This is a genomic window from Pelagibaculum spongiae, assembly GCF_003097315.1.
In the GTDB taxonomy this organism is placed as follows: domain Bacteria; phylum Pseudomonadota; class Gammaproteobacteria; order Enterobacterales; family Pelagibaculaceae; genus Pelagibaculum; species Pelagibaculum spongiae.
The window spans coordinates 56,282-82,528 of the sequence record NZ_QDDL01000008.1; the positions used below are offsets into that span (position 1 = coordinate 56,282).

Below are 26,247 nucleotides of genomic sequence, written 5' to 3' on the forward strand. Positions count from 1 at the left end.
CTGGGGGTTTTATCCCTGTTTCAGCCAACGAGCAACATCTTTGGCGAAATAAGTCAAAATGCCATCACAGCCGGCACGCTTGAATGAAACCAGTGATTCCATCACTACAGATTTTTCATCTAACCAGCCATTAGCAAAAGCTGCTTTATGCATCGCATATTCGCCGCTCACTTGATAGGCAAAAGTGGGCACGCCAAATTCATCTTTAACTCGGCGAATAATGTCTAGGTACGGCATGCCCGGTTTAACCATTACCATATCTGCGCCTTCTTGCAGGTCCATGGCGACTTCCTGAAGTGCTTCGTCAGAATTGGCAGGGTCCATCTGATAACTGTATTTGTTCGCGCCAGCTAAATTACCTGCGGAGCCAACCGCATCACGGAAGGGGCCGTAGTAGCTAGATGCATATTTTGCCGCGTAAGACAAAATTCGCACATTGCGATGACCTGCTGCTTCCAATGCTTCGCGGATTGCTCCGATGCGGCCATCCATCATGTCTGATGGCGCCACAATATCAGCACCGGCATCGGCATGGGATAGCGCTTGTTTTACCAGAACTTCTACCGTTTCATCATTGATGATGTAGTTGTCTTGATTCATTAAGCCGTCTTGACCGTGAATGGTAAACGGATCTAATGCAACATCAGTAATCACACCCAGCTGAGGAAATTTCGCCTTTAATGCACGAACTGCACGCTGGGCCAACCCATTGGGATCGTAAGATGCTTCGGCCATTTCACTTTTGGCTTCTGACGGTGTGACTGGAAATAATGCAACCGCAGGCACGCCGAGTTCAACCAATTCTGCTGCTTCTTCTAGTAATAAATCGATACTTTTTCTTTCAACACCAGGCATTGAAGGTATCGCTTCGAGTCGCTGTTCGCCTTCCAGAACAAATACCGGATAGATCAAATCATCAACGGTTATCTGGTTTTCACGCATTAAGCGGCGGGAAAAATCGTCAGCACGCATGCGGCGTGGACGGCTGGCTGGCCAGCTACGATCGGTCAAAATTCGGGCCACAGTTAACTCCTTGCAACACAGGGTGTGACGGGGCAGCATTCGATGTAGGATGCAGCAAAATATGATAGGTGATCATGGATCAACCTTGATTCTGTTGCGGATATACTCACATTATGCCTTCGAACAACAACAAGTAAAACTGGAGTAGTCAAATGACACACACCCTTGAGCAGGTTTTGGACAATCTTGCGCTGAGCTTCACCGAAACTATCCCATTTCATCAATTGATCGGGCTAAGGGTCAATCATCTGGATGCCAATAGCATTGAAATGGAGCTGCCAATGAGCGACAAGCTGATTGGTAACTATACCATGGGGATATTGCATGGCGGAGTGACTGCATCTGTATTAGATGTCACAGGTGGTTTATTGGGCATGGCTCATGACATGGGACGAATGGTTAATGAAGAAGGTACAGTCAATGAAGAGCATTTAATGCGACTGGCAAAATTTGCCACGATTGATATGCGAGTGGATTACCTTCGCCCGGGTCGCGGTGAGAAATTCATAGCAACAGCTAAAGTAATTCGAGCTGGTAGTAAACTGGTAGTCTGCCGTATGGAAATGAAAAACGAAAAAGAGCAGCTAATTGCAACGGGTACTGCTAGTTATATTATTGGTGAGGCAGGGTAAATACTAAATTTAAACTGGCTGTTTCTTCGCGGGAGTGCAGCCGTTTTTTTTTTTTTTTTTTTTGCAGTTATAGTTGCTTATTTCAGGTAGTCGCTCCATGGCGATGGTGGGTTTTTAACTACTAATTGAGTATCTAGCTTTTCAGAAAATCCAGAGAAACCTTTCGGTCCTACTTGACGATTGCCACTTTTTTTATGCTGTAGCCAATCTCCCAAGTGTGCGACCTTGTCTAATAAACCAGTACTAAATGCGTGACGTTCAGCTTGAAACCAAGTCCTGCTATCACGGATACCAAATAGCATACATCCCATGTTAGGTAACACTACTTCATATTGAGATCGGTCTGAGTGATGGGATGACTGACCATCACGACAAGCACCTCGAACTTTGTTTGTCAGAACATAACTTTGCCAAGTCGCATAAAATAAACCGCTATCTTCAACTTCTACATGACCGCCAAATAAAAAGGCACAGCCACCTAGTGCGTTAGTCCCTTCAGTTAATAGTAAGTGATTGTTTTCTATAGAGGCCTGAAAGTATAAGTGACGAGCATCATTCAATACTCTGTATTCGTAATCAGGGAAACCAGCTTGTTCTAGTTCGTTGTAAATTTCATTTGCCTTATATGAAGGGTTTGCTTCAAAAATATCAGGTTCACTCAAATTAGACATAATCAATCATCATTAACTTACAGCGACTTTGCAATTTACGCATTATGAAACATTCAAGCAAGAGTTAGAGGTTGTCAGTTCCTTTTTAATGAAAAAAAATCATATTGTTCCGTTTGTTAAGTTAACTACCGCCCAGCTGTTGTTTCTCTACGCTGTTCTTTTTTTATCAAAGAATATCGCTTGCTATGCATTTGACTATCTATGTTATTTATAGGGCTATAAAAATAATTTATTGATAGTTGTTGGCTAGTAAGTATTCGAAGAGGAAAAAGGTAATGGGTTTTCTAGTTTTGTTGCTTGGTACAAGCATAATAATGACATTTTATCTTTATTCTTCAAATAGAAGAATGAAGCGTCGAGAGGATGATGTAAAACGCTATTATCAAGAACGGATTAAAGAAATAAAAAAAGAGTGCGCAAAGAATTTAAAAGATGAACAAGGCAGGATTTTTTTAGATGCAGTCGAAAAAGTTAAAGGGCGTTATTTGAAACAATGGCAGCAAGAATGGGAACGCTCAAATAAAAATATGGAGCAACAAACTGCAACAGCAAGCCAAATTTTAAAGTTGAGTGCTACTGTGGGAAAACCTGATGCTTACTCAGCGGTTGAGTTGCCACCAGTAGAAATGTCTGAAGCCGAAATGGAACAGCTTGAAGCGCAACATGTTGCTGGTAAAATCTGTTTGTTTGATAGTGGGTTGAATAATTTTAGGTCAATTATATTGAAAGATTTGCAGGTGAAGCCAACCGAACTTGGTCAAGAGCGATGGAAGAAAATGGATCGATATATCGAACGTTCTTATTCAGAAAACAAATCGCCTGAAATAATTATTAGTTTATTGCGAAAGCAACTAAGTTTTAAAAATAAAAAAGAAAGAGGAATGCTGTTTTAATTGATTTATAGCCAATCAATTGTCGGCAAGCTTCTCAAGCATTAAAGTGCTTAGGCTGGGTGCAGTTTTTCATGTTAGTAGCCTCTAATAATAATGCATGTTGTTTGAATAAAGCCTTGTATTCATTAGTTGGCCAGACTGTTTCCCTTTCTTCTCTGATCATCCAAGCACCGCGTTTTGGTGGTGGTGTTTTACGATCGATACGGATTTTATCTAGCAAATCAGAATATTCATTATCAGATGCCGATATTTGTACGTCGGCTACTGGGCCGATGTTTAACCATTTATCGAGCGTTTTTGAAGTATAAATTCTATGTGGCATATTTTTTTTGAACCAGAGATAGGCTAGGCGCTTTTGTTCAATCAGCCGGCTAGCAATTTCATTTTGCTTCACAATCAAATCACTATATTTGGGTAATAGGTTGGATACTAGATCTGATTTTTTCTTTATCCAAGCGATTTCTATATCTAAATAAGCAAGGTATTTTTGATCAAGACAAATCATGTAAGCTTTTTGTTCGGTAAATTTTTTTAGTGCAACGCTGGTGCTGGCTAGTTTATCTGATAGTTGAGTGCTTTCTGTAAAAACAACACCTAGCCCCGACAAGGTATTCTGTTGAATGAACTGGGAGGAGCCGTCAGGTAACCGATGGATATTGATCTGATAGCGAGCATTGATAAAAGTACTTGCCTGATATTCTAAAACCAGTTGTTGTTTGGGTAATAGTTTAACTACGGTCGCTGTATAAGCGACAATATCTTCTGATTGATTGGCGGAATCTGAATAGCTAATTAATATTTCAGTACCTTGTTTAAGCTCGCCATCTAACTGGCTAAACCAAGGCTTCCATTGTTGGTTGTCTTGTTTATTGGTTAGTGAGCTCCAAACCAAATCTGGCTCAGCAGCAATAACTATTTCGCTATTAAAGTGTTGTTCAGGCGAAGAGCAACCATTCATTAATAAGCCAAGTAAAACCAGTTTCAAAGCTAGTATTGACCTGCGATACCGGTTGATGAAATTTGTGTAATGCACTTGAAAAAGCGCATTGGAGCGGTTATGTGAATTCTCGATCCAAGTCATTGATATTCCGGTGACAAATAAGAGCATGCGAACCAACTATTACTTTGCATTGAATCTAGCTTGCTTGGCGATTGCATGGCTGTGATCTGACTCGGTTTTACTGAGATGCAAAGTGTTCAGCTTCGCGGAATTGTAATTTTCCTGTGGAAAGATAAGCTGATGCTACTTGCTGTAGCGGATAGACAAAGTTGGTTTGAAGCAGATGAATAACAATATCCAAAGTGCCAAGAGCGCCCAACCATTAATTGAAATCTCCATCGACCGTGGCGGCACCTTTACTGATGTTTATGCTCGGATGGGGCATCAGGAACAGGTTTTCAAATTACTTTCTGAAGATCCCGATAACTATCCAGATGCACCTTCAGAAGGGATTCGGCGCACTTTACAAAATTTTGGATTGGCTGCAAGTGCGTTAGAAAATATCAAAAGCATTCGCATGGGAACCACCGTTGCCACCAATGCACTGCTGGAGCGAAAAGGTCAGCGCTGTGCGTTATTGACCACTGCTGGGTTAGAAGATGTTTTATCGATCGCCAGTCAGGCTCGGCCGGATATTTTTGCTTTAGATATTCAGCTACCGAGTAACTTGTTTGATGCAGTATTTGCAATTGATGAGCGGATACTGGCCAGCAATGATGGTGAGCAAACGCGTTATCTGGTTGAGAAAGCAGCAGATCAACAGCAAATTATTCAACAGTTAACCAAAATTAAACAGGCCGGTTTTGAAAGCATCGCAGTGCTATTTATGCATGCTCATGCCTACAGTGACCATGAATTATTAGTGGGAAAAATTGCCAAGAAAATGGGTTTTTCTCAAATCAGCTTGTCTCATCAAGTGTTGCCAGTTCGCAAGTTGTTGCCACGAGGCAATACCACGGTGATGGATGCTTATCTAACCCCAGTCACACATCAATACTTACAAGGATTTGCCAAAAGCCTTGGCCAAGTTGAAGCACCGCTTTGGTTAATGCAATCGGATGGTGGTTTAACTGCAGCGAAAGATTTTGGTGGGGCCGGGGCGGTATTGTCAGGCCCAGCAGGTGGCGTGGTTGGTTACGCATCATTGTACGCAGCTCAAATTGTTAAAAAACCGTTAATAGGTTTTGATATGGGCGGCACCAGTACTGACGTTTCTCGTTTTGATGGCCATTTTGAAATCAGCTTTGAAAATGAAATTGCTGGTATCGCAACGGCTGCACCAAGGCTGGATATAAAAACGGTTGCTGCAGGTGGTGGTTCACGCCTTTTTTATCGTAATGGCCTGCTACACACCGGCCCAGAAAGTGCAGGTGCCCACCCAGGACCGGTGTGTTATCGCAAAAATGGTTATTTAACGGTGACTGATGCCAACCTAGTGTTGGGTAGAATTCAAGCTGATTTCTTCCCTGCTATTTTTGGTGAAAATGAAAACTTACCATTAGATGTAAAAAGTAGTCGTGTTGCATTTAAGCAATTACTAAAACAAGTCAACCTAGATCTAATCGATAAAGGTCTGGCTGAAAAAACGATCGAGCAACTTGCTAGTGATTTTTTAGATATTGCCAACGAAAATATGGCAGCTCCAGTGCGCGAAGTGTCGGTGGCGCAAGGTTATGATGTTCGACAGCATTTATTAGCAGCCTTTGGTGGTGCTGGCCCACAGCATGCAGTAGCCGTTGCAAGCAAGTTGGGAATTAATCAGGTTGTGGTACATAGATTCGGTGGCGTTTTATCGGCAGTTGGGCTTTCATTTGCAGAAGTATCTCGCCGTTATTTAACCCCTATGGGCGGTTTGCTGAATGATGATTATGTGAAAACAATTATTGCTGCATTTTCTACCATGCAGCAGCAAGCAAATAGAGAAATGCAGCAAATTTCGGCTGAAGTTGAACGGCTGGAATATTCATTAAGTATTCGTTTGCAAGGTTCAGTTACCACGCTAGAAGTGATTGGCCAATTAGATTGGTCGGTCATGCAATGGCAACAATCTTTTACACAGCTTCATCAGCAAAGGTTTGGTCATGTTGACCCTTCACGGCCGCTGGAAGTTGAAGAAGCCCGGTTGTTAGCAACATCAGGCGGAAAGTCTCAGCAGCTTGAGCCGATTGTTTCAGGTAATCATCAAGCTAAAGCTGAAGTGCAGAGTTGCTTCAGCGGCGACTGGTTTGATACGCCAGTTTATGATTTAGATAATTTAATTATCGACCAAGTTATTACTGGCCCAGCATTGGTGATGATTGGCACTGCAACAGTGGTAATTGAACCGGGCTGTAATGCGAAAAGAAAAAATGACGGCCATTTGTGGATCGATATTAATTTACAAAACAAACAATCGATTAAGCAATTAGATAAACAATCTAGTCTGCAAGAAATCACTCTAGATCCTGCTCAGCTATCTATTTTTCAACATCGCTTTAGCTCGATTGCCAATCAAATGGGTGAGATGCTTCGACGCACATCCGTTTCGGTTAATATCCGAGAACGGTTAGATTTTTCCTGTGCATTATTCGATAGGAAAGGCAGCTTAGTGGCCAATGCACCGCATGTGCCGGTGCATTTAGGTGCAATGTCTAGTTGCGTTAAAGCGGTTATTAAACAGCTTGGTGATCAATTAAAAGCAGATGACTGTGTGCTGGTGAATGATCCGTGCTTTGGTGGATCGCATTTGCCAGATTTAACCACAGTAACCCCTGTTTTTATTGACAACGAATTATCATTTTTTACTGCAAGCCGAGGCCACCATGCAGATATTGGCGGCATAGTGCCCGGTTCAATGCCGGCATTTTCGACATCGATTGATCAAGAAGGTGCGAGATTTGAGCCAGTAAGAATTATCAAACAGGGTGTATTTGACCAGCAGACATTTGTATCAATATTGAAAAAAAGTGGTGCCAGAAAAATTGCTGAAAACATCTCAGATTTACAAGCTCAAGCTGCAGCAGACCGAAAAGGTAGTCAATTAATTCAGCAATTAATGAAAGAGCAGGGTGAATTGACAGTGCTATCGGCGATGGCGCAAATTCAGAAAATTAGCCAGCAAGCAGTTGAAAACTTTTTAAAGCCTTGGTTAGGTAAAAAGATCGCGGCGAAAGATTTTCTTGATGACGATTCTGAGATATCAGTTGAAATTGAAGTTTATCTGGCACCAGATAAGCAGCCAAGAGCGCGCTTTGATTTTTCAGGATCTAGCGATCAACAAGCTGGAAATCAGAATACTCCCCAGGCGGTCACTCGCTCGGCGGTAATGTATGTATTACGAGTGTTATGCCAGCAAAGCCTGCCATTAAATGAAGGCTTTCTAGCACCACTGGAATTATGTTTCAGGGAAAATAGCATTCTATCCCCCGGTGCTGGAGCGGCAGTGGCCGGTGGTAATGTCACCACATCACAACGCATTGTTGATGTGTTATTTCAAGCGTTTAATGCCGCAGCGGATAGCTGCGGTTGTATGAATAATTTGGCTTTTGGTAATGCAGATTTTGGTTATTATGAAACGCTCGGCGGCGGTTCGGGTGCCAGTGAAAATCAAGCAGGTGCTGATGGTGTTCATACTCATATGACCAATACTCGCTTGGCCGACCCTGAAGTACTTGAAAGGCGCTGTCCGGTTATTTTGCGTCAGTTTGGCTATCGCAAACATTCAGGCGGTCAAGGTGTTCATAAAGGTGGTGATGGCTTAACGCGCACATTAGAGTTTACCCAGCCAGTACATGCTAGTTTGATGACAGAGCGGCGAGATATCGCACCACATGGTTTAGTAGGTGGCAGCGACGGTTTACCGGGAGTTAACTGGAAAATTATCGATGGAATAAAAGAATCTTTATCAGGCCGATGCTCTGTAGATTTACAAGTTGGGGAAAGTTTGCAAATCAATACACCGGGAGGCGGTGGTTGGGGTAAGCTTTAATTAATTTGTAAAATGAAAAAGGCTGAGTTTATCAGCCTTTTTGCTATGTCGAATGTTGAATAAAACTTACTGACTAGAAAGCATGTAATCAAACAAATTTGCCATAAATATATCATTTTGATTATTAGAATTTATTGTCTCGCCATGACTTAATGTAATATCTGACACATAATCAACATCTCCAAGCAGCATAACGATACCACTGCCCAACTTGTGCTCCATGATGGTTGCTTGACCAGAATCTGCTATGGGTAAAGTGTAACCAAGAATGGTTGTGTTATCGGTATTGGCGAAGAATGACTTACTACTAGAAGTACGAATTTCTGTTAATGCAATAGAGGCATTGTTTATGTCTTTAGCATTAAATAAACCATTTAATACTGGATGCAATGATTGGTCTAAAGCTGGCACTGCAAAATTAAAATTTGCGGCTGTAACAGGGTAACCAAAATGACTGCAGGTCGCGTCAAAGCCAGTAGAGTCGCAAGTAATTATCAGTCGACCACCTTCCATAACCCAGCTAGTCATTGCATTTAGTTCTTCAGTTGTTAAATAGTTTTCGGCCCTTTCGTCCCAATAGCCAATGAATAGCAAATCGAAGTTTCGCAGACTCTCTAATGTAAAAGTTTCATCACTATCAATAATATTAATAGTTTTACGTGATGTTCCTTGAGGGCCAAAATTGTCAAGTGAGAGCAGTTTCAGCCTAGTTTCAGTTAGAGAACCACCATCAAGAGTCCAAGCACTTGAAATTCTTGATCGAGCAACACTGGCCACTTGGCAAGTATTATCATCGCCGCACAATTGGGAGCGAAGAGGAGGGTGAGGAGAATCATTACCATTATGGCATGAAATTAGAACGAAACTGGCAAGCAAATAGAATGATTTTATATATTTCAAACTGTCCTCCGGAACATCTGGTGCAGCTTTAGTAAGGATTGCGGAATAAAATAAATACCTTGTTTCCAGGGGCACTGAACTTTATGTTGCATAGTTTGGTAAGCCTTTAGCGCAACCAAACGCTTTTAGAGCGTATCGCTAGATAGTCTGGTTTCTCTGGTGCTCATCAAACCTATAATATCTGGAATAATTTAAAATTTAGGCCACTGACTATTAGAAGGGCTCTAGCACCCTCTTTTGACAAGGTAAGAGTCAAATAATGTTGTGCTTATCTAATCTACTCGGTATCGATTAAATCTCGAAAAATAGGCGTGTTATTAGTTCCTACGCCCTGATAAATAAAGACAACAAAAAATGACGATAGATAAAATGCTTAGCACAAAGTAGTCTTTGTTAGCGATTTATTATAGATCAGCGTTTTTATCGCCATAAGACAAGCTTTTCAATGAGTGATAAACGGGTGATTTATTGGAAGGGTTGGGCGATTGTCAGTCGATTCGTTGAAAGTAATATTGGTCTATCAGTAAACTAAATTACTGATAATATTTGGATATCATTTCTAGATTTTCTTTCTAATTAAATGATAGGGTTAGTTTTAGAGTTAAAAGTTAAAAGTTAAAAGTTAAAAGTTAAAAGGTGAGGTAGTGCCAGTGCATCGCATCGCATCGAGAAAAACAATCAGGCTCAGAGCTGACAATTCGCCAACTCTGATGTGTGCAATTTTATTAAATTTTGCAGTTAATCCGCCAAATTAATCCATACCGTTTTATATTCGGTGTATTTTTCCATTGCATGAATTGATTTATCGCGACCAAAACCAGACTGTTTAAAACCACCAACCGGAGAGCTGATGTCGCCATGGTCATGGCTATTCACCCAAATCACACCGGCTTGTACTTCGGCGGCAACTCGTTCCATCTTCTTTAAATTGATAGTCCAAACTGCAGCGCCTAAACCGTAAATAGTATTGTTGGCCACTTCGATTGCTTGGTCGATATTATCAACAGTAATTACCGAAAGTACCGGGCCAAAAATTTCTTCTTTAGCAATGCTCATTTCAGGAGATACTTGGTCAAAAATAGCCGGCTGTAAATAACTGCCACCATCGACTGGAGTGATACGTTCGCCGCCACATAATAGTGTTGCGCCTTGCTGTTTTCCAACATCGATATAACCGATTACTCTAGACAGCTGACTTTCATCAACCAATGGCCCCAGCTTGCTTTGTGGGTCTAACGGATCGCCGGGCTTTTCAGTTTTGGCTTTTGCTAGTATTTTTTCAATTAATTGATCACGAATCGAACGTTCAACAATTAATCGTGATCCAGCATTACAAATTTGCCCCTGATTACCAAAAGCACCTAATACAATTGCATCGGCTGCAGCATCCAAGTTGTCGCAATCGGCTAACACGATATTCGGAGTTTTTCCGCCGCATTCCAGACTGATTCGTTTCAGGTTAGATTGCCCTGAATATTGCATAAACAGTTTGCCGACATCGGTTGAGCCGGTAAATGCAATGGCATCGACATCCATGTGCAGCCCCAGCGCTTTACCGGTGATATGACCTGGGCCGGGCAATACGTTGAAAACGCCATCTGGGATACCGGCTAACTTGGATAACTCACCTAACTTAATCGCAGTTAAAGAAGATTGTTCCGCAGGCTTTAGGATTACCGAATTACCGGTGGCTAATGCTGGGGCAATTTTCCAGCAAGCCATCATCAACGGGTAGTTCCAAGGTACAATGGCAGCGACTACTCCAACTGGAACCCGGTGAATTCGAGTGATTGCATTGGGCGAAGTCGGTGCGATTTCGTCATAACGTTTGTCTGCTAACTCAGCAAACCAGCGCATACATTCAATAGCACCCGGCAAGTTCATATTGACGCTGTCGCTAATCGTCATGCCCATTTCGAGACTTTCCAGCAGTGCCAATTCCTGTGAATGCTGCTCAATTAAATCAGCAAATTTTAATAACACTTGCTTGCGTTGTTTAGCGCTGGTTCTTGACCAAATACCATTTTTAAAAGCTTGTCGTGCAGCATTTACTGCTAAATTAACATCTTCAGTTTGGCAGCTAGTAATTTCAGCCAGTTTTTGTCCGTCTCGCGGTGAAAAAGCATCAAATTTTTGGTTGGATATTGCAGGCTGATATTGACCATTAATATAAGCCAGACCAAGCGGTTGAATCTTTAAGGCTTTGGTTTTCCAGTCTTGAAAAGTATTGCTATGAGTCATATGAAGGCTTTTGGCTATTGAGTCGATGAATTAACAGGGTTGACTAGCGCTTATTTGGCAAGCCATCCGGTATACGGAGCATGCTAGAACGTTCGAATCCTTTTGATAGATCCTACCTTAAAAGATTCCATTCTGTTTCGGATGATTTTAATGAATTAACAGGATAAGCGGTGGTCTATAGCCATTCTGGCTTGCTATGCTGCCTTACAAGGCAGTTGAACTTGATCGCTCGGCGCAAGTGTAGCTTTCGGGGCCTCAGTTAAAAAATTTGAGCAATTTCCGATGATCTGAATGTGGCTATTATTTGAGCGCGACGGGTGCTCAAGTTAAGTTAGGCTTTGATCAGTAAATATAAAGCCTAGCTAAATGCCTTTGGTTGTTAGTCCTGACTATAGTGCTAAAACCAAAAGCACTGTAATGAAAAAAGTTTTGGAGTATTTATGGAATTATTCTCTCTACCGGTCAGTAGTTACAGTGCCAAAGTGCGTATTGCACTGGAGCTGAAAGGGATTGACTATCAGGCCAGCCCACCTCCAGGTGGCTATAGCACGCCTGAATATATGCAATATGTCCCTTTGGGTACAATTCCGGCGATTCAAATTGAAGACCAATATATTTCAGAATCTGATGTGATTATGGAATATCTTGAAGACAAGTTTCCGCAAAACAGCTTGTTGGGTAGTGATCCGCATAAAAGAGCATTGCATCGTTTTTTAGCGCGTTATCATGATATTTGGTTAGAACCTCATTTACGTCGAACTTTTGCCCATTGTGATCCGGCAACCAGAGTGCAATCTGAACTCGATGATCACTTAGATAAATTTGAGCAGCGCTTGCAAAAGCTGGAAGAGTTATTTGAGCCAACGCCGTTCATGGTTGACGAAACGATTGGCTACGCAGACTGTGCCTTTCCTGCGACTATCGTTTTAGCTGAAATATTATTTCCATTGTTTGGCCGCGAAGTAGTATTGGGGCCGAAGGTTTCTCGTTGGTATGAAGCGACAATGGCAAACCCGGTGGTAAAAAAAATCACCGATGAGAGCCGACAAGCAACATTGGAGTGGATGAATTCAGGTGGCGGTTAAATATCGGCAGGCTGATATTCAAGAAAATGCCGGCATTAAATATAATTAATGCCGGCATTTTTATAGAGCGATAAAGCAAAATCTAAAATAGAAGAAAGGTTATTCGGCCAACACCATGCCTTCACGGCGCATATCAGCACCACCATGTAGCCGGTTGTTTTTAATGATTATGCCATGCAGCCCACTATTTAAATCGCGAATTTTAACTTTATGTCCTAATCGCTCAAGTGTCGGCTTTAATTGCTCAGCTACAGTGCCTGCTTCTAGATCAGTGCCGCCATTGCGGTTAATGAAATGCGGTAAGTTGATAGCCTGTTGAATATCCAGATTCCAGTCAATTACCCCAATAATAGTTTTTAAAACATAGCCAATAATCCGGCTGCCGCCAGGTGAGCCAATCACCATCATTAATTGTCCGTCTTTGTCGAATACCATCATTGGAGACATTGAGCTGCGAGGCCGTTTGCCTGGTTGCACGCGGTTGGCAACGCGTAATCCATTTTTTTCAGCTAAGAAAGAAAAGTCAGTTAATTGATTGTTAAGTAAAAAGCCACGAACCATCAAAGTCGAACCAAAAGCCATTTCGATTGAAGTAGTCATCGACACAGAATTTCCGTCAGCATCGACAATTGAAAAATGACTGGTAGAAGGTTGTGAAGGCGTTTTGCCGGTCATTTTATCCATTGAAGCCCCTGCTGGGCGACCGGCTTTAGCTTTACCCATATCTTGGGTAGTTTGAATCAGTCTAGAGCGATGATTGATATAGTCATCATCCAATAAGCCTTCCACTGGCACAGATACAAAATCACTATCGGCCATATAACGATTGCGATCAGCAAATGCCAATTTGGAAGCTTGGCTAATTAAATGCACAGCTTGTGGATCTAATGGTTGAGTTTTATCTAGAGGGAAGCGTTCAAGCAGCTTTAATGTTTGCAAGACGGTTGCACCGCCCGAGCTAGGCATACCCATGCCACATACTTTATAACTACGATAATAACCACAAACTGCAGGCCGCTCTTTAGCCTGATAGTTGGCAAGATCAGATTCGGTTAAAACACCGGGGTTATCTTTTGCGTCATGCACCGTTTTTACAATATCAACCGCAATATCTCCGCGATAAAATGCGTCGGCACCTAATAAAGCAATTCGCTTAAAAGTGTTGGCTAGCGGTGGGTTTTTCAAAACAGTGCCAGGAGTGATTGCTTGGCCGTTGGGGAAAAAGTAATCCCAAGCGGCATCATAACGCCCCATTGCTGGGTTAAATCGTTTTACTAATAGCTGATTCAAGCGATCTGAGACGATAAAACCATTCTCAGCAACTCGAATGGCTGGTTGAAACAGTCGTTCCCAAGGTAATTTACCGTGCTTTTTATGGGCTTGTTCCAACATACGAAGCACACCCGGAACACCAACTGAGCGACCACCAGCTAAGGCAAGCCACCAGCTCATAGGGTCGCCATTGGGCTTAATAAATAGCTCAGAAGTTGCGGCCATAGGCGCAGTTTCACGACCATCCCAAGTGGTTAGTTGCTGGCCATCTTGTTGCCAGTGCAGCATAAATGAACCGCCACCAATGCCTGATGATTGTGGCTCGACCATGGTTAAAACCATTTGTACAGCAATAGCAGCATCAATTGCACTGCCACCCGCCTGGAGTATTTCAAAGCCAGCCTTGCTTGCATATGGATTAGCCGTAGCGACCATTTGCTTGTTGCCGATAATCTGCTGCCCAGTTTGAGCTGTTCCAGTTGCGGCTTCAGGGTCGCGCGCTTCTTGGGCTATAGCCGCGCTATTACCAATCAGTAGTAATGCAGCGAGAAGTGAAGGGAATATCATTTTTTTCATGATTTTTAGCTGAGTATTGAGGATTACTCAAAGTGTCTGATAAAAGTACAACTAACTCAAGTGCTAGCCAGTCAGTTGCAAAAATATAACCTTGAGTAAGAAGCCCTTATCTGCCAAATCTAACAATGACAACCGAGTGATTGGCGCATTGTTTTTGTTATTAAATATGATGAAATGCGGGCTTTTGTCATTATTTTGCGTACAAATCATTACAAAGCAATAGTAACATTTCCATAAATAGCCAAGTAGTATCGCACCAATGTTGAGTGGTTGTTTGGAAATAAGATTAAATGAAAAAAATCAATTTTTTGCTGTTGTTGCCTGCAATGTTTTTAATGGCTTGTGGTAGCAACAATCATACTGAGACGCCTGTTAAAGAAGAACCTGTTATAGAAGAACCTATGGATGATGGTGCGCTAAAAGCTGAAGACGTAGCAGAATATGTAACTAATTTTAAGCAACAACAGGAAGACGTGACTTTTCAGTTTGGCGACATCTCTACTGAGATTGGTCCATTCTCTACTGAGTTGCGCTTTCTCGAGAATAACGCTGAAGCTGGTACGCTAACGTTTGGATTTGAGGATAACGTTATTACGATTGTCACAGATTCAGAAACTCAAGAGCCAACGGCAGCTATAACTTTTGAACTGTTCGATGATGGTAGTGAAGGCACTTTGGGTTTTGAACCGCCGCTACAGATTCTAAGCTCGGATGATATCGTTTCATCTGCTGAGACGGGAGACGTAAGTGCGCCTCGTATCAAATTTACGGCTGACTCGAATGCTATGTTCACTGTAGAGGGTGAAAACTACAAGTATTCTGGTCAAGCGGTTAATGAAAACAGCGGTACAGCATACAATTACAACCTTGTTTTTAACTCAAGCCTTATGATTAAAGGTAGTGCAGATTTTGATGTGCAAAAAAATGGGGAAGTAGCAGTTGTTACAGGTGATCTTGGTGTTTCTAGCTATGTTAAGCTGAAGCAGTTAATCGAAGATAATCCTGAATTAACTACATTAGAGCTGCGTAATATTTCAGGCTCAGTTGATGATCGAATTAATGTTTACACTGGCCGTTTAGTTCGTGAAGCAGGCCTAACGACTATTGTGCCAGTAAATGGTGACATTGCTTCCGGAGGCGTAGATTTATTCTTGGCAGGTGAAAAGCGAGTTTACTATCGTGGTGGCAAGGTTGGTGTTCATTCATGGTGCTGTTTTGAAGGTAAAACCGCAGATAAACTGCCTAAAGATTCACCAGCGCATAATTCATTAATTAAATATTCACAAGAAATGCTGGGTGAGGTTTTAGGAAAGAAATTTTACTTTTATACGCTAGCAGCATCGCCATTTACTACTGTGCATCACATGACAGAAGAAGAGCTGTTGGAATACATTGTTTCAGAAATTAAGGTTTTGCAATTAGAAGCGTCCTAGGGTTAATTAATTATTTCTGGTCAGTGATCGATTTAAGTTTCACCATGTAATGTTATTAAGAGGTCGCCCAAAGGCGGCCTTTTTTATTTTGGTAATTTTTGATAAGCCAATGAGCGACAGCAGTTAGATTTAGTATGGCTATTTTTCTTGACTTAGGCTATGCGTCTTATGGTTTTAACTGTCGGGTTAAGCCAGAGTTAGTGACAAATCTTCGCAATATCATTTCGATAGTTTTTTGTTGATATTTATCATTATTTTTCTGATGTCTATCCTTAAAAGTTATTGCAAGCGAATAGATTGACTTGAATTAGTTATACTAGTCACATCTTATATTGCAGCACATAATAGATTGATTTTGGTCAATTATGAATCTGTCAGGCCTCATATATTGAAATTAGCTTCAGAAATAAAACAGACTTTCTGAGCCGTTGTCGATGCAAAAAAATGGTATTGCTGGTTTGGCTGTATATTGAAAAATCGCTCGACCATAATGCCTGTTAGCCCGAAGTTTATTTGAAGCTATGTTCAAATTTATAGGGCATTTTTATCGAATTGGCCGCTGACAGGAGCCTTTTATGTCTAGTGAAAATCATGTTAAAAATTCTGTTACATCTAAAGCAGTAAGCACTCAGAGCATGAGCGATGCGAACGCAGTGGATGCTGAGCAAAATGATTCGGAACTGATTTACCATCTCGAAGACAAACCACCCCTTGGCCAATCTCTAATAGCAGCAGTTCAACATATATTGGCGATGGTTATTTCGGTTATGGCACCTCCGGCAATCATTGCCACAGCTATGGGTGTTCCGGCTGATGCGGTTGCTTATCTGATCAGTATTTCCCTTATGTTTGCTGGTATAGGTATTATCATTCAGGTTCACCGCGTTGGCGGCTTTCTTGGCTCTGGAATGCTTAGTATTCAAGCGGTCAGCTTTGCCTTCCCTAGTGCGATGATTGCAGTAGCAATTTCTTTAATGAAGCAGCAAGGGTTAGACTGGCAAGCTGCATTAAATGTATTATTTGGTGTTAGCTTTGTTGGTGGGTTATTGGTAATGCTTGGCGGTAGAATGGTGCCATTATTGAGAACCATTATTACGCCAACCGTTTCTGGAATAACCGTATTAATGATTGGTGCTTCATTAATTAAAGTCGGTGCAATTGATATGGCGGGCGGCTTTGGTGCGATGGGTGACGGCAGTTTTGGTGATCCGATCAATCTGGCATTAGGCGGCTTAGTCATCTTTAGTATTGTTGCATTTAGTGCCAACAAGCGGCCAATGATTCGGATGTGTGCTTTGGTTCTGGGTATTTTGGCTGGATTTATTGTTGCTGCAATGATGGGACGAGTTGACTGGAGTATTTTAAGTCAGGATCACACATTGTTTATGCTGCCTGTACCGTTCAAGTTTGGATTCTTTGCCTGGGACTGGAATGCATTTTTCGTATTAAGCTTCCTGTTCCTGGTGGTAGTTATTGAAGCGATTGGCGATTTGACTGCAACATCAGCAGTTTCTGAGCAACCAGTTGAAGGTGAGCTATACGAGTCACGTTTATCTGGCGGCATTATGTGTGATGGTTTGATTTCATCATTGGCAGCAATTTTTGGTGGCTTTCCAATGGCGACCTTCTCTCAGAATAACGGAGTGATTCAACTTTCCGGTGTAGCAAGTCGAAAGATTGGTTATTTCTGCGGTGGTCTATTTATTCTGTTCGCATTGTTTCCGGTTGTTGTTGTGTTATTCCAACTTTTACCCAAGCCCGTTCTGGGTGGTGCGCTGGTTGTATTGTTTGGCATGATCGCCTGCTCTGGCGTTAAAATTTTACTTCAAGAAGGTGTTGACCGCAGGGAGTCAATTATTATCGCAGTGTCTGTAGGTATGGGCATTATGACCATGGTTGTTCCTGATGCCTTTGCTAAATTGCCGCAAATGGCGCAAATGTTTTTCCATTCATCAATCGTTACTGCCGGTGTAACAGCAATGATTGTTAATCAAATTCTTCCTCGTAGAAAACATACTATGCCAAAGAGCCAGGTTGAGTTTTTACATGGCCGACCAGCTAAAAGCTAGAGCAGTTATTTAATGTTAGAAACGGCGCTAGTGACAGCGCCGTTTTTTATGATTCAGGCAAGTAGTTTTTTAGCATGTTTTTGCAAGCGTACTCACGGCGCACTTTACTACCCCTGTAAATATTCACATTTTTCTTGACGAAAATAACCAGTGATGGTGGTACTGCTGTCGTTGTGAACAGAGGTTTCCGAAGGCTTGCTGAAAATATAAAAACTTGGATAATGCTAAAAATTGTCGCAATATTTGAGTCTATGGCGTTGTATTTTGGGTGCACTGGTAAGTATATGTACAAAACAAAGAAAAATCAGCAGTTTAAATATCCGAAAGCTCATGTTGGAGATCAAATTGACCAGTATTTTTCAACAGAAGTTGCCGATCCATATCGCTGGTTAGAAGATGACTGCAGTCAGCAGACTGGAAATTGGGTTAAAGAGCAAAATCAGTTCACCAAGTCAGTATTAGGTCAGCTCTCTGGGCGTGAGGTGATAAAATCGCAGCTGAAAAAACATCAGGATTTTGAGAGACTGGAAGTTCCTTTTATCAAAGGGAAGTATATTTGGTTTTTTAAAAATAGTGGATTGCAAAACCAAAGTGTCTTGTATCGTCAGTCATTAGACCAAACTGAGGAAGCAGAAGTATTTTTAGACCCTAATCTGTTTAATTCCAATGGAACCGCTTCACTTGCTGGTTATCAGTTCTCTGTAACCGGAAAGTATCTGGCATATCAGGTTTCTGAAAATGGTAGTGACTGGAACCGGATTTATGTTGTCGAAGTTGCTAGTGGAGAGCGCATCAACTCGACAGGAATCGAAAGTAAGTTCTCTGATTTGGCTTGGGTTGGAGATAAGGGGTTTTATTATTCCCGTTATGACAGGGGTTGTAACGATAGTTTTTCAGTGAAAAACGATCAGCACAAGCTTTATTATCACCTCCTAGGTGGCAGAGAAGATACTCTGGTATTTGGCAATACTGATGAGCAGGAAAGTCGATATGTTTCTGCTGAAGTTAGTGAAGATGGTCGCTACCTGTTTGCTTATTCGTGCAAAACAACATCAGGTAATCGACTTTTTATAAAAGATTTATCTCAGCCAGATCATGGCTGGGTTGCAGCCGTAACCGATGAAGGTAGCTCGGTGTGGTATTTGGTAAGTGATCAGGGGTGGATCTATTTTTACACCAACCTCGATGCTGTCAACGGCAAAGTTGTACGCTGTCGTGCGGATAAATCGCAACCAGAGTATTGGGAAACGGTTATTGCTGAAACTGATCATGCAATGGATTGCAATATTTCAGGTAAATATTTTTTTGCGCATTATGTCGTCGATGTCTGCTCTCGAGTAAAGCAATATGATTTTTCAGGCAATTATATTCAGGACATAGCACTTCCTGGTTTAGGTTCTGTAGAAGGGTTCGCAGCTGAAAAAAATCAGAAAAAAACCTTCTTTGGCTTTAGCAACTACACTACGGCAAAAGAAATCTATTGCCTAGATCTTGATACGCAGGAAATTGAATTATTCAAGTCTTCATCTTCGCCATTTAAAGGCACTGATTACCTTTCCGAGCAAGTATTCTACCCATCGAAAGATGGTACGTGTATTCCTATGACGATTGTTCGGCATAAAAAAACTCAGTTAACCAAGAAGAATCCAACCATTCTTTATGGTTATGGTGGTTTTCAGGCAAGCTTGCTTCCTGAATTCGATCCCAATATTGCAGCATGGCTTGAACTAGGGGGGATATATGCGGTTGCGAATCTTCGTGGTGGTAGTGAGTATGGTAAAGCATGGCATGATGCGGGTTGTCGCTTAAACAAGCAAAATGTTTTTGATGACTTTATTGCAGCGGCAGAATTTTTAATTGATAAGCAATATACCAACAGTGATTTTTTGGCCATTAATGGTGCATCTAATGGTGGCTTGCTTGTGGCGGCAGTAATGCTGCAACGACCAGAATTATTTAAAGTGGTTGTTCCTGAGGTAGGGGTTTTGGATATGTTGCGTTATCACACCTTTACTGCTGGTGCCGGTTGGTCATATGACTATGGAACAGCAGAAGATAGTCAGGAAATGTTTGAGTATTTAAAAGCATACTCTCCAGTACATAATGTTATTTCGGATGTAAATTATCCTGCCACGCTAATTTTGACTTCTGATCATGATGATCGAGTGGTTCCTGCACATTCTTTTAAGTTTTCTGCTGCACTTCAGGCTCACAGTAATGGAACCAATCCACAACTGATTCGTATTGAAACTGATGCTGGTCATGGAGCGGGAACGCCGACGAGCAAACGGCTAGAGGCCAAGGCTGATGTATATGGTTTCATTTTACAGCAGATGGATTTTTCTTTGCTTTAGTCGGCTAATGACCTGTTAGGCTTTATAACCTGCACCAAGCGTAATTAAAGTTATGCTTGGTGCAGGTTATAAATGAAAGCCACTCAATAGTACTATATCGTTTTTTTCTGCCGCAATATCCACCTATACAATTCTGGATTAGCATAAGTCTCGCTCCAGCTATCATGGCCTGTTTCTGAATAGATAGTGAACAGGATATTATTCTGGCGGAATTTATTATTTTTTTTCACTGCATCGACCATTTTCCGGGTTTCAGATAAAGGAACAAGATCATCTTTTGCACCGTGAAAAGTCCAGATTGGCAGGTGGGTCAGCTTGTGGGCACTTTCCGGGTCACCACCGCCGCAGACAGGTGCTATTGCTGCAAATAATTCAGGATAACGGCAAGCCATTCGCCAGCAGGCGTAACCTCCCATGCTCAGCCCGGTGGCATAGATTTTGTTTCTGTTGATGGCGTATTGCTGGCAGATACCTTCCAGGAAATGATACAAGGCTTCAATGTTCCACCATTCTCCTTTAGGGCATTGTGGAGCAACTATGATGGCTGGAAAATCGGCATCTTCTGAAATTTCTTTTAATGGACCATGTTGTTTGACTAATTCAATGTCATCGCCGCGTTCACCGGCTCCGTGCAGAAATAGAATAAGTGGTAATTCACCAAAAGCCGTGTGCCTTGGGTGATACATTAAATAGTCAAAATCAACTTGTTGGGTTACCGATTTTTCAAAGTGACCATGGTCCATAACAGCACCTCAATATGATGAATGTTATTTTCCGGTTATTTGTTGAAAAGTAAGAAAATAACAAGCAAAGCATCCGCTGAAATGCATGCTAGCATGGCATATTGAGGTTAGCTATTTATGTTATGAGCTTTAATTTTATAGTCTATCCCACCAACCGTTCTTGCCAGTTTTCAACTTGCTGCCGTTGCATGCGTTTTTCAAAAACGCTTTTGGTTTCTTTTGCTAGCTGTGGCAATTCAAGCAGCTGCTGCATTGCTGTTTGGTTTTTCAGATCGTGGTAGAGGTAATACTGAACTTGAGCAATCGTCCATTGGGGTAATGGGCGAGCAATTAACTCTAGTGAGTCATCGGTGGAAATTACGCCAGGTTTAATCACGCGGTAAAACCAGCCCGTGATGCTGTTATCTTGGGAAAATTGCGAAAGTGATTGCTGCTTAAATCGATAGTTTAATTTGAAACAAGGCTGGCGAGGTTGGCTGACTTCCAGTATTACACTGCCAATAGAAATTTGATCGCCAATACAAATATTGTGCTCGTTAAATCCTTGTGCAACTAAGTTTTCACCAAAGCCACCATTTTTAAAATAGGTTTCTGATTCAGGAAACTGTTGCTTTAATATGGCGTAGTGATCGCAGTCAAACTGTAATAAGGCACGTTCGGTACCACCATGGAAACTTTCGGCTTGCTGGTCGCCGACTAGGCCCAATGCATGCACCTCAACTTGTGAAACAGTTTGCTTATCAATTGCAGTTAAGCTGTCTATTTCAAAAAGCTTTTGGTTTTGGCCAAGGCGAATTTCCAGCAGAGATGTTGATAAATTCATAGCGAGCCTGTTGTATTTTTTGCGCCAAAATAAAAAATGGCCAGCAATACTGGCCATTAAATGGTTTGAGCGAAATTAACTGCGCATTTCAGCCAGTGTTTCTTTAATTGCGCCTAAACAGAGCTGGATATTTTCTTCACGCGCGGCATAGCCCATCAAACCAATTCGCCATGCTTTGCCAGCAAAGGCACCTAGTCCTGCGCCAATTTCCAGATTGTATTTTTCCAGTAATTGTTTGCGGAAGGCCGCGTCGTCAATTCCTTCAGGAATCTTGACTAGGTTTAACTGCGGTAGCCGTATACTGCTATCAACGATTAACTCAAGGCCAAGTGCTTCCAAGCCTTGCGCCAATTTTTGATGCATTGCTGCATGGCGCTGCCAGCTATTTTCTAGCCCTTCGTTTTTCAGCATGACTAATGATTCATGCAAAGCATAAATTGAGTTAACCGGCGCGGTGTGATGGTAAGCACGCTTGCCGCCAGTACCTTCGCTATCTAGCCAATAATCCATCACTAGCGTTAAATCTAAAAACCAACTTGGCACAGGGTGAGTGCGCGCCTTGATCTTAGCGATAGCGCGATCATTGAAGGTCACCGGTGATAAACCCGGCACACAGGACAAGCACTTTTGGCTGCCGGAATAAACGGCGTCTAATCCCCAACCATCAACGTCCAGCTCAATACCACCCAAACCAGTGACTGTATCGACGATGGTTAAACAGTCATGTTGACGCGCTAAATCAGCAATTGGTTTAGGGTCACTGCAAACACCGGTAGAGGTTTCGGCATGAACAAAAGCGACGATGGCGATTTCTGAATCGGCTTTTAATGCTTGTTCTACTTTCGCTGGGTCAACGGCTTCACCCCATGGGAATTCCAGTACCACTGGAATGCCACCAAGGCGAGTGACGTTTTCCAACATCCGCTTACCAAATACACCATTAATACAGACTAGAACCTTGTCTCCTGGCTCCATCAGGTTGGTAAAGCAGGTTTCCATGCCAGCGGAGCCGGGGGCTGATACTGCCATAGTTAAAGGGTTTTCAGTTTTGAATGCATAGCGAAGCAGCACTTTAACCTTGTCCATCAAGGCAACAAACTGAGGATCCAAGTGGCCAATGGTCGGACGCGCTAACGCCTGTAGTACACGAGGATGAATATCGGAAGGGCCTGGCCCCATTAGTGTTCTTACTGCTGGATAATCAGACATGGGCAACTCTTCGGGTTACTTCAAAAAGGCAGGGGGCTATTGTGCGAAGAAATCAGCCAAAAAGCCATTGTCTCAAACACTTTTCATTCTCAGAATATTAAGAAAAATATCGATAGCAGTTGGTAACTTTAGTGAAAGCGGCAGCTTTGTTATCCAGCGACTAAGCTTTTATCACTACAGCTTTTGCTGTCTGGATTAATCGTTTTCTATGGATAGATATTATGCAAGCAAGTACGCTGACCGATGCAAGTAAACTGTCTAATGATTCGATGGGGCAAGACCCTCGTCAGTTGATACAACAGTTACAAGAACTCGCCCAGAGTTTACCGAAAAAAAAGCTACAGAAATTCCAGCAAACTTGTGATCAATTGATTACTTGTTTGCAGCTACCGGCGGATCCCTTCGCTGAGCTGAAATCTTTTGGTTCAAGTCTTGATGATATCTTACCCCATCGCACCGATGCCGAGCCGTTATTAATTCTATCGACGATCGCTTTTCAGCTGGAATTGCGTGGAGAGCCGCATAATCCGGTTGAGCAAACAGTCTGTGCAATCAGCGGCTTGTTATCGGAAATGTCGTCAGGTGGCTTTATTGAATATCTGGAAAGTGCCGCAGGTGATTATGCCGCTGTTTTATCGGAAATTTTGCATAGGCTCGATGCTGTAGCTCATTTGAATCTGTTGGATCAGGTATTTGGTTTGCTAGGTGAAATGCCGTCAACAGACCATGACCTACGAGTGGCCATGATGGATCGAATGATGGCCAACCAAACGGTAGAGCAATGGCAGATGCTGAATCTGCAATATCAGCAGCTGCAAGAGCCTTTGGCAATGATCACCATGCAGTATGTTGAGCAAAATAAGCAGAAAATCCGACTATAGATTTTGTAAATAGCGCTGTTTGACCTTTTTGATTCACCGCTGAAGCTCATTATCGTCAGCGGTTTTTTTATGCCCAGGGATGGGCAGTATGTCGCAAGGAGCCAGGATGGCGGTGCGACGATGTCTCTAGGGATGGGCTGTATATCGCAAAGATCCAAGGTGGCGGTGCGACGATGTCTCTAGGGATGGGCAGTATGTCGCAAGGAGCCAGAGTGGCGGTGCGACGATGTCCGGTGCAAATTCTAGTCAAAAACTCATCAATTTCGATCTAGCCAATTATCTCATCTGTCAATTAAAGATAGCGCTTGTCATTTGGCAGTCAGATCGTAAAACTGTCGGCAGGGCATAGGTAAAACCAGCCGAGTCTGCCTTCGGTGCTTCTGGCATTGAAACAGGACTCGATTGATCGCTACCGTTGGTACTACCTGCCACCAAACAAGCGCCATAGAGTGCAGTAGATTAAGAACAAGAATTAAGGGTGACCTGATGAAAAACCCAAAAAAAATAGCCAGAGTGATCCTCAAGGGATTCCGCCGACACTACCGACTGTTCCAAGAAATTACAGCAACGGTTAAAGATCATTACAAGAACCAAAATTGGCAAGAGATTCACCAAGCTGCAGCCAATCGGATTTCCTATTACGACTCTCGAGTGAAAGAGTCGGTGATAGAGGTAAAGCATTTACTAATAGATCAGCAGATGGATCCATCTTTGTGGAGTCAGGTAAAGCAAAATTACCGTGAATTCCTTAGTTTTCATCCACAGGCTGAATTGGCCGAAACTTTTTATAACTCGGTTTTTTGTAATTTGTTTCATCGTGGTTATTACAATAATGAATTTATATTTGTTGAAACTACATTACAAAACCGAACCCCGGTTCCCATAGATTCTGAATATCGCAGTTATTTTCCGGTAGAAGACCCAGGGTTAGGTATTGTTGAAACGGTTAAGCGGATTATTCTCGACTTTGATTTCGGTAAGAAATTTGTTGATATCGACCGTGATGTTGAAATACTGCAACAAGCTTTTTTCAAGCAAGCGCCACATACTCATCATCAACCTTATCAAATGCGTTTTGATATTTTAAAAGCACCATTTTTCAGAAACAAATCGGCTTATATTGTTGGCAGGGTGGTTTCATTGAGCGGTATTCAACCGTTTATTATACCGGTTTTGCATAACGCTAAAAAGGGTTTGTTTCTTGATACCTTGCTAACAGACCCTCGTCAGTTAACTATTTTATTTGGTTTTGCGCGTGCTTATTTCCTAGTAAAAACCCATGCGCCATCGGCACTGGTTCGCTTCCTTAAAGAATTAATGCCGAAGAAAACCATCGCTGAATTATATAACGCAATTGGTTTGCATAAGCAGGGTAAAACCGAGTTTTACCGAGAGTTATTACTTCATCTTACCACCACGACGGATCAGTTTATTGTTGCACCTGGTGTTAAAGGTATGGTGATGGAGGTATTTACTTTGCCGTCATTTCCGTATGTTTTTAAAGTGATTAAGGATAAGTTTGCCCCAAGTAAAGGTTTTGGCCGAGATACGGTTCTGAAAAGATATCAGCTGGTAAAAGAGCATGACCGGGTAGGGCGGATGGCCGATACTTTGGAATACAAAGAAGTCGTATTTCCTAAGGAGCGTTTTTCACAAGAATTAATTGAGCAGTTTCAGCAGACTATTGCCGGTTCATTTTCTATTGAAGGTGAAACAGTCGTCATAAAGCATTTGTATATTGAACGGCGGATGATCCCGTTAAATATATATTTAGATAATGCCAACGAAGAAGAAACCGCTGAAGCGATTGATGAATATGGTAAAGCAATCAAAGAAATGATCGGAGTTAATATTTTCCCCGGCGATATGCTTTTAAAGAATTTCGGTGTAACTAATAATCGGCGCGTGGTTTTTTACGATTATGACGAAGTTCAGTATATGACTGAGATTAACTTTAGAAAAATTCCCGAGCCACGCTGCTATGAAGATGAAATGGCCGCAGAGCCTTGGTATTCCGTTGCACCAAATGATGTATTTCCTGAAGAGCTAGGTACTTTCGTCACGACCTTGCCGCATGTTCGCAAGCTGTTGCGTACTTTGCACCCAGAAATATTGGAAGCTAGCTATTGGCAAGAAATACAGCAGCAAGTAGCCAAAGGCGAATACATAGATGCTTATCCGTACCCAGATCAACAGCGGTTTTATCATTTGTGGAAAAAACGAATCAGTGAGGTTGGATGATAAATTTTTTGTTCTGGTCTGAATGAAGATATTCATTTCGCGAGGTAGTGAACTTAAAAATCATCATCCCTGATGTATGAGTTGTCCATATTTAAATGTGACTGACTGGCTATTGTTGTGCTTTCGATAGTAGTTCTTAAGTTAAACTTGCATTCATTGGTGCTGACATCAGGGTAATTAAATCCTGATGCCAGCGTTGCTCTCGGTATAACCTTTCTTTTTTTACAGCGATTT

General features: G+C 42.0%; 18 protein-coding genes. 9 read left to right on the forward strand and 9 right to left on the reverse strand.

Annotated features, from left to right (window positions below; genetic code table 11):
• Positions 1–9: 9 nt before the first annotated feature.
• Positions 10–1,023, reverse strand: coding sequence for a porphobilinogen synthase (gene hemB / locus DC094_RS16485; protein ID WP_255420941.1), 1,014 nt, complete (start codon positions 1,021–1,023; stop codon positions 10–12).
• A gap of 152 nt (positions 1,024–1,175) precedes the next feature.
• Between hemB and DC094_RS16490 the strand changes: the two genes are divergently transcribed.
• Positions 1,176–1,655: a thioesterase family protein gene (locus DC094_RS16490; protein WP_116688225.1), complete on the forward strand. Its 480-nt coding sequence runs from the start codon at positions 1,176–1,178 to the stop codon at positions 1,653–1,655.
• Positions 1,656–1,732: 77 nt separating this feature from the next.
• Here DC094_RS16490 and DC094_RS16495 read toward each other — a convergent pair whose 3' ends face one another.
• Positions 1,733–2,326, reverse strand: coding sequence for a hypothetical protein (locus DC094_RS16495; RefSeq protein ID WP_116688226.1), 594 nt, complete (start codon positions 2,324–2,326; stop codon positions 1,733–1,735).
• A 275-nt stretch (positions 2,327–2,601) separates the two neighbouring features.
• On the opposite strand from DC094_RS16495, the gene DC094_RS16500 reads away from it, so the two are divergent.
• Complete coding sequence (locus DC094_RS16500) at positions 2,602–3,219, forward strand: hypothetical protein (protein WP_116688227.1); 618 nt, start codon at positions 2,602–2,604, stop codon at positions 3,217–3,219.
• Between the two features lie 34 nt (positions 3,220–3,253).
• On the opposite strand, the gene DC094_RS16505 is transcribed toward DC094_RS16500, so the two are convergent.
• On the reverse strand, positions 3,254–4,204 hold the full coding sequence (locus tag DC094_RS16505) for an SRPBCC family protein (RefSeq protein WP_133245585.1): 951 nt from the start codon (positions 4,202–4,204) through the stop codon (positions 3,254–3,256).
• 298 nt (positions 4,205–4,502) lie between these two features.
• On the opposite strand from DC094_RS16505, the gene DC094_RS16510 reads away from it, so the two are divergent.
• The gene (locus tag DC094_RS16510) at positions 4,503–8,186 is read left to right on the forward strand and encodes a hydantoinase B/oxoprolinase family protein (RefSeq protein ID WP_116688229.1); all 3,684 of its coding nucleotides are present in this window, start codon (positions 4,503–4,505) and stop codon (positions 8,184–8,186) included.
• A gap of 66 nt (positions 8,187–8,252) precedes the next feature.
• Here DC094_RS16510 and DC094_RS16515 read toward each other — a convergent pair whose 3' ends face one another.
• A complete protein-coding gene (locus DC094_RS16515; RefSeq protein ID WP_133245586.1) occupies positions 8,253–9,086 on the reverse strand; it encodes a hypothetical protein in 834 nt (277 codons plus the stop codon).
• Positions 9,087–9,824: 738 nt separating this feature from the next.
• Positions 9,825–11,327 carry an aldehyde dehydrogenase gene (locus DC094_RS16520; protein ID WP_116688231.1) on the reverse strand — a complete coding sequence of 501 codons (1,503 nt, stop codon included), beginning with the start codon at positions 11,325–11,327 and terminating at the stop codon, positions 9,825–9,827.
• Between the two features lie 440 nt (positions 11,328–11,767).
• On the opposite strand from DC094_RS16520, the gene DC094_RS16525 reads away from it, so the two are divergent.
• On the forward strand, positions 11,768–12,412 hold the full coding sequence (locus DC094_RS16525; RefSeq protein ID WP_116688232.1) for a glutathione S-transferase family protein: 645 nt from the start codon (positions 11,768–11,770) through the stop codon (positions 12,410–12,412).
• Between the two features lie 99 nt (positions 12,413–12,511).
• Here DC094_RS16525 and ggt read toward each other — a convergent pair whose 3' ends face one another.
• Entirely contained in the window at positions 12,512–14,260 is a 1,749-nt protein-coding gene (ggt, locus tag DC094_RS16530) for a gamma-glutamyltransferase (protein WP_116688233.1), read from the reverse strand.
• Positions 14,261–14,550: 290 nt separating this feature from the next.
• On the opposite strand from ggt, the gene DC094_RS16535 reads away from it, so the two are divergent.
• The 3 genes from DC094_RS16535 (at position 14,551) to DC094_RS16545 (ending at position 20,116) form a co-directional block, all read left to right on the forward strand.
• Positions 14,551–15,693, forward strand: a complete 1,143-nt coding sequence (locus DC094_RS16535; RefSeq protein ID WP_116688234.1) for a hypothetical protein — start codon at positions 14,551–14,553, stop codon at positions 15,691–15,693.
• Between the two features lie 575 nt (positions 15,694–16,268).
• Positions 16,269–17,762: a uracil-xanthine permease family protein gene (locus tag DC094_RS16540; protein WP_206605686.1), complete on the forward strand. Its 1,494-nt coding sequence runs from the start codon at positions 16,269–16,271 to the stop codon at positions 17,760–17,762.
• 284 nt (positions 17,763–18,046) lie between these two features.
• Positions 18,047–20,116 carry a prolyl oligopeptidase family serine peptidase gene (locus tag DC094_RS16545; protein ID WP_178030918.1) on the forward strand — a complete coding sequence of 690 codons (2,070 nt, stop codon included), beginning with the start codon at positions 18,047–18,049 and terminating at the stop codon, positions 20,114–20,116.
• A 92-nt stretch (positions 20,117–20,208) separates the two neighbouring features.
• Here DC094_RS16545 and DC094_RS16550 read toward each other — a convergent pair whose 3' ends face one another.
• The 3 genes from DC094_RS16550 to DC094_RS16560 form a co-directional block, all read right to left on the reverse strand.
• Positions 20,209–20,859, reverse strand: coding sequence for a carboxylesterase family protein (locus DC094_RS16550; RefSeq protein ID WP_116688235.1), 651 nt, complete (start codon positions 20,857–20,859; stop codon positions 20,209–20,211).
• Positions 20,860–21,001: 142 nt separating this feature from the next.
• A complete protein-coding gene (locus DC094_RS16555) occupies positions 21,002–21,682 on the reverse strand; it encodes an MOSC domain-containing protein (protein ID WP_158527364.1) in 681 nt (226 codons plus the stop codon).
• 75 nt (positions 21,683–21,757) lie between these two features.
• Positions 21,758–22,891 carry a pyridoxal-phosphate-dependent aminotransferase family protein gene (locus DC094_RS16560; protein WP_116688237.1) on the reverse strand — a complete coding sequence of 378 codons (1,134 nt, stop codon included), beginning with the start codon at positions 22,889–22,891 and terminating at the stop codon, positions 21,758–21,760.
• Between the two features lie 221 nt (positions 22,892–23,112).
• On the opposite strand from DC094_RS16560, the gene DC094_RS16565 reads away from it, so the two are divergent.
• Together DC094_RS16565 and aceK are read left to right on the forward strand one after the other, a co-directional pair.
• Positions 23,113–23,772: a DMP19 family protein gene (locus DC094_RS16565; protein WP_116688238.1), complete on the forward strand. Its 660-nt coding sequence runs from the start codon at positions 23,113–23,115 to the stop codon at positions 23,770–23,772.
• Positions 23,773–24,258: 486 nt separating this feature from the next.
• Positions 24,259–26,013: a bifunctional isocitrate dehydrogenase kinase/phosphatase gene (gene aceK, locus DC094_RS16570; protein ID WP_116688239.1), complete on the forward strand. Its 1,755-nt coding sequence runs from the start codon at positions 24,259–24,261 to the stop codon at positions 26,011–26,013.
• Positions 26,014–26,247 lie beyond the last annotated feature (234 nt).

Bases quoted from the DNA above. Each gene is read 5' to 3' on its own strand.
- DC094_RS16490 (WP_116688225.1), top strand. From the start codon at position 1,176: ATGACACACACCCTTGAGCAGGTTTTGGACAATCTTGCGCTGAGCTTC.
- DC094_RS16495 (WP_116688226.1), bottom strand. From the start codon at position 2,326: ATGTCTAATTTGAGTGAACCTGATATTTTTGAAGCAAACCCTTCATAT.
- DC094_RS16500 (WP_116688227.1), top strand. From the start codon at position 2,602: ATGGGTTTTCTAGTTTTGTTGCTTGGTACAAGCATAATAATGACATTT.
- DC094_RS16510 (WP_116688229.1), top strand. From the start codon at position 4,503: ATGAATAACAATATCCAAAGTGCCAAGAGCGCCCAACCATTAATTGAA.
- DC094_RS16520 (WP_116688231.1), bottom strand. From the start codon at position 11,327: ATGACTCATAGCAATACTTTTCAAGACTGGAAAACCAAAGCCTTAAAG.
- DC094_RS16525 (WP_116688232.1), top strand. From the start codon at position 11,768: ATGGAATTATTCTCTCTACCGGTCAGTAGTTACAGTGCCAAAGTGCGT.
- ggt (WP_116688233.1), bottom strand. From the start codon at position 14,260: ATGAAAAAAATGATATTCCCTTCACTTCTCGCTGCATTACTACTGATT.
- DC094_RS16535 (WP_116688234.1), top strand. From the start codon at position 14,551: ATGAAAAAAATCAATTTTTTGCTGTTGTTGCCTGCAATGTTTTTAATG.
- DC094_RS16540 (WP_206605686.1), top strand. From the start codon at position 16,269: ATGTCTAGTGAAAATCATGTTAAAAATTCTGTTACATCTAAAGCAGTA.
- DC094_RS16545 (WP_178030918.1), top strand. From the start codon at position 18,047: ATGTACAAAACAAAGAAAAATCAGCAGTTTAAATATCCGAAAGCTCAT.
- DC094_RS16550 (WP_116688235.1), bottom strand. From the start codon at position 20,859: ATGGACCATGGTCACTTTGAAAAATCGGTAACCCAACAAGTTGATTTT.
- DC094_RS16555 (WP_158527364.1), bottom strand. From the start codon at position 21,682: ATGAATTTATCAACATCTCTGCTGGAAATTCGCCTTGGCCAAAACCAA.
- DC094_RS16560 (WP_116688237.1), bottom strand. From the start codon at position 22,891: ATGTCTGATTATCCAGCAGTAAGAACACTAATGGGGCCAGGCCCTTCC.
- DC094_RS16565 (WP_116688238.1), top strand. From the start codon at position 23,113: ATGCAAGCAAGTACGCTGACCGATGCAAGTAAACTGTCTAATGATTCG.
- aceK (WP_116688239.1), top strand. From the start codon at position 24,259: ATGAAAAACCCAAAAAAAATAGCCAGAGTGATCCTCAAGGGATTCCGC.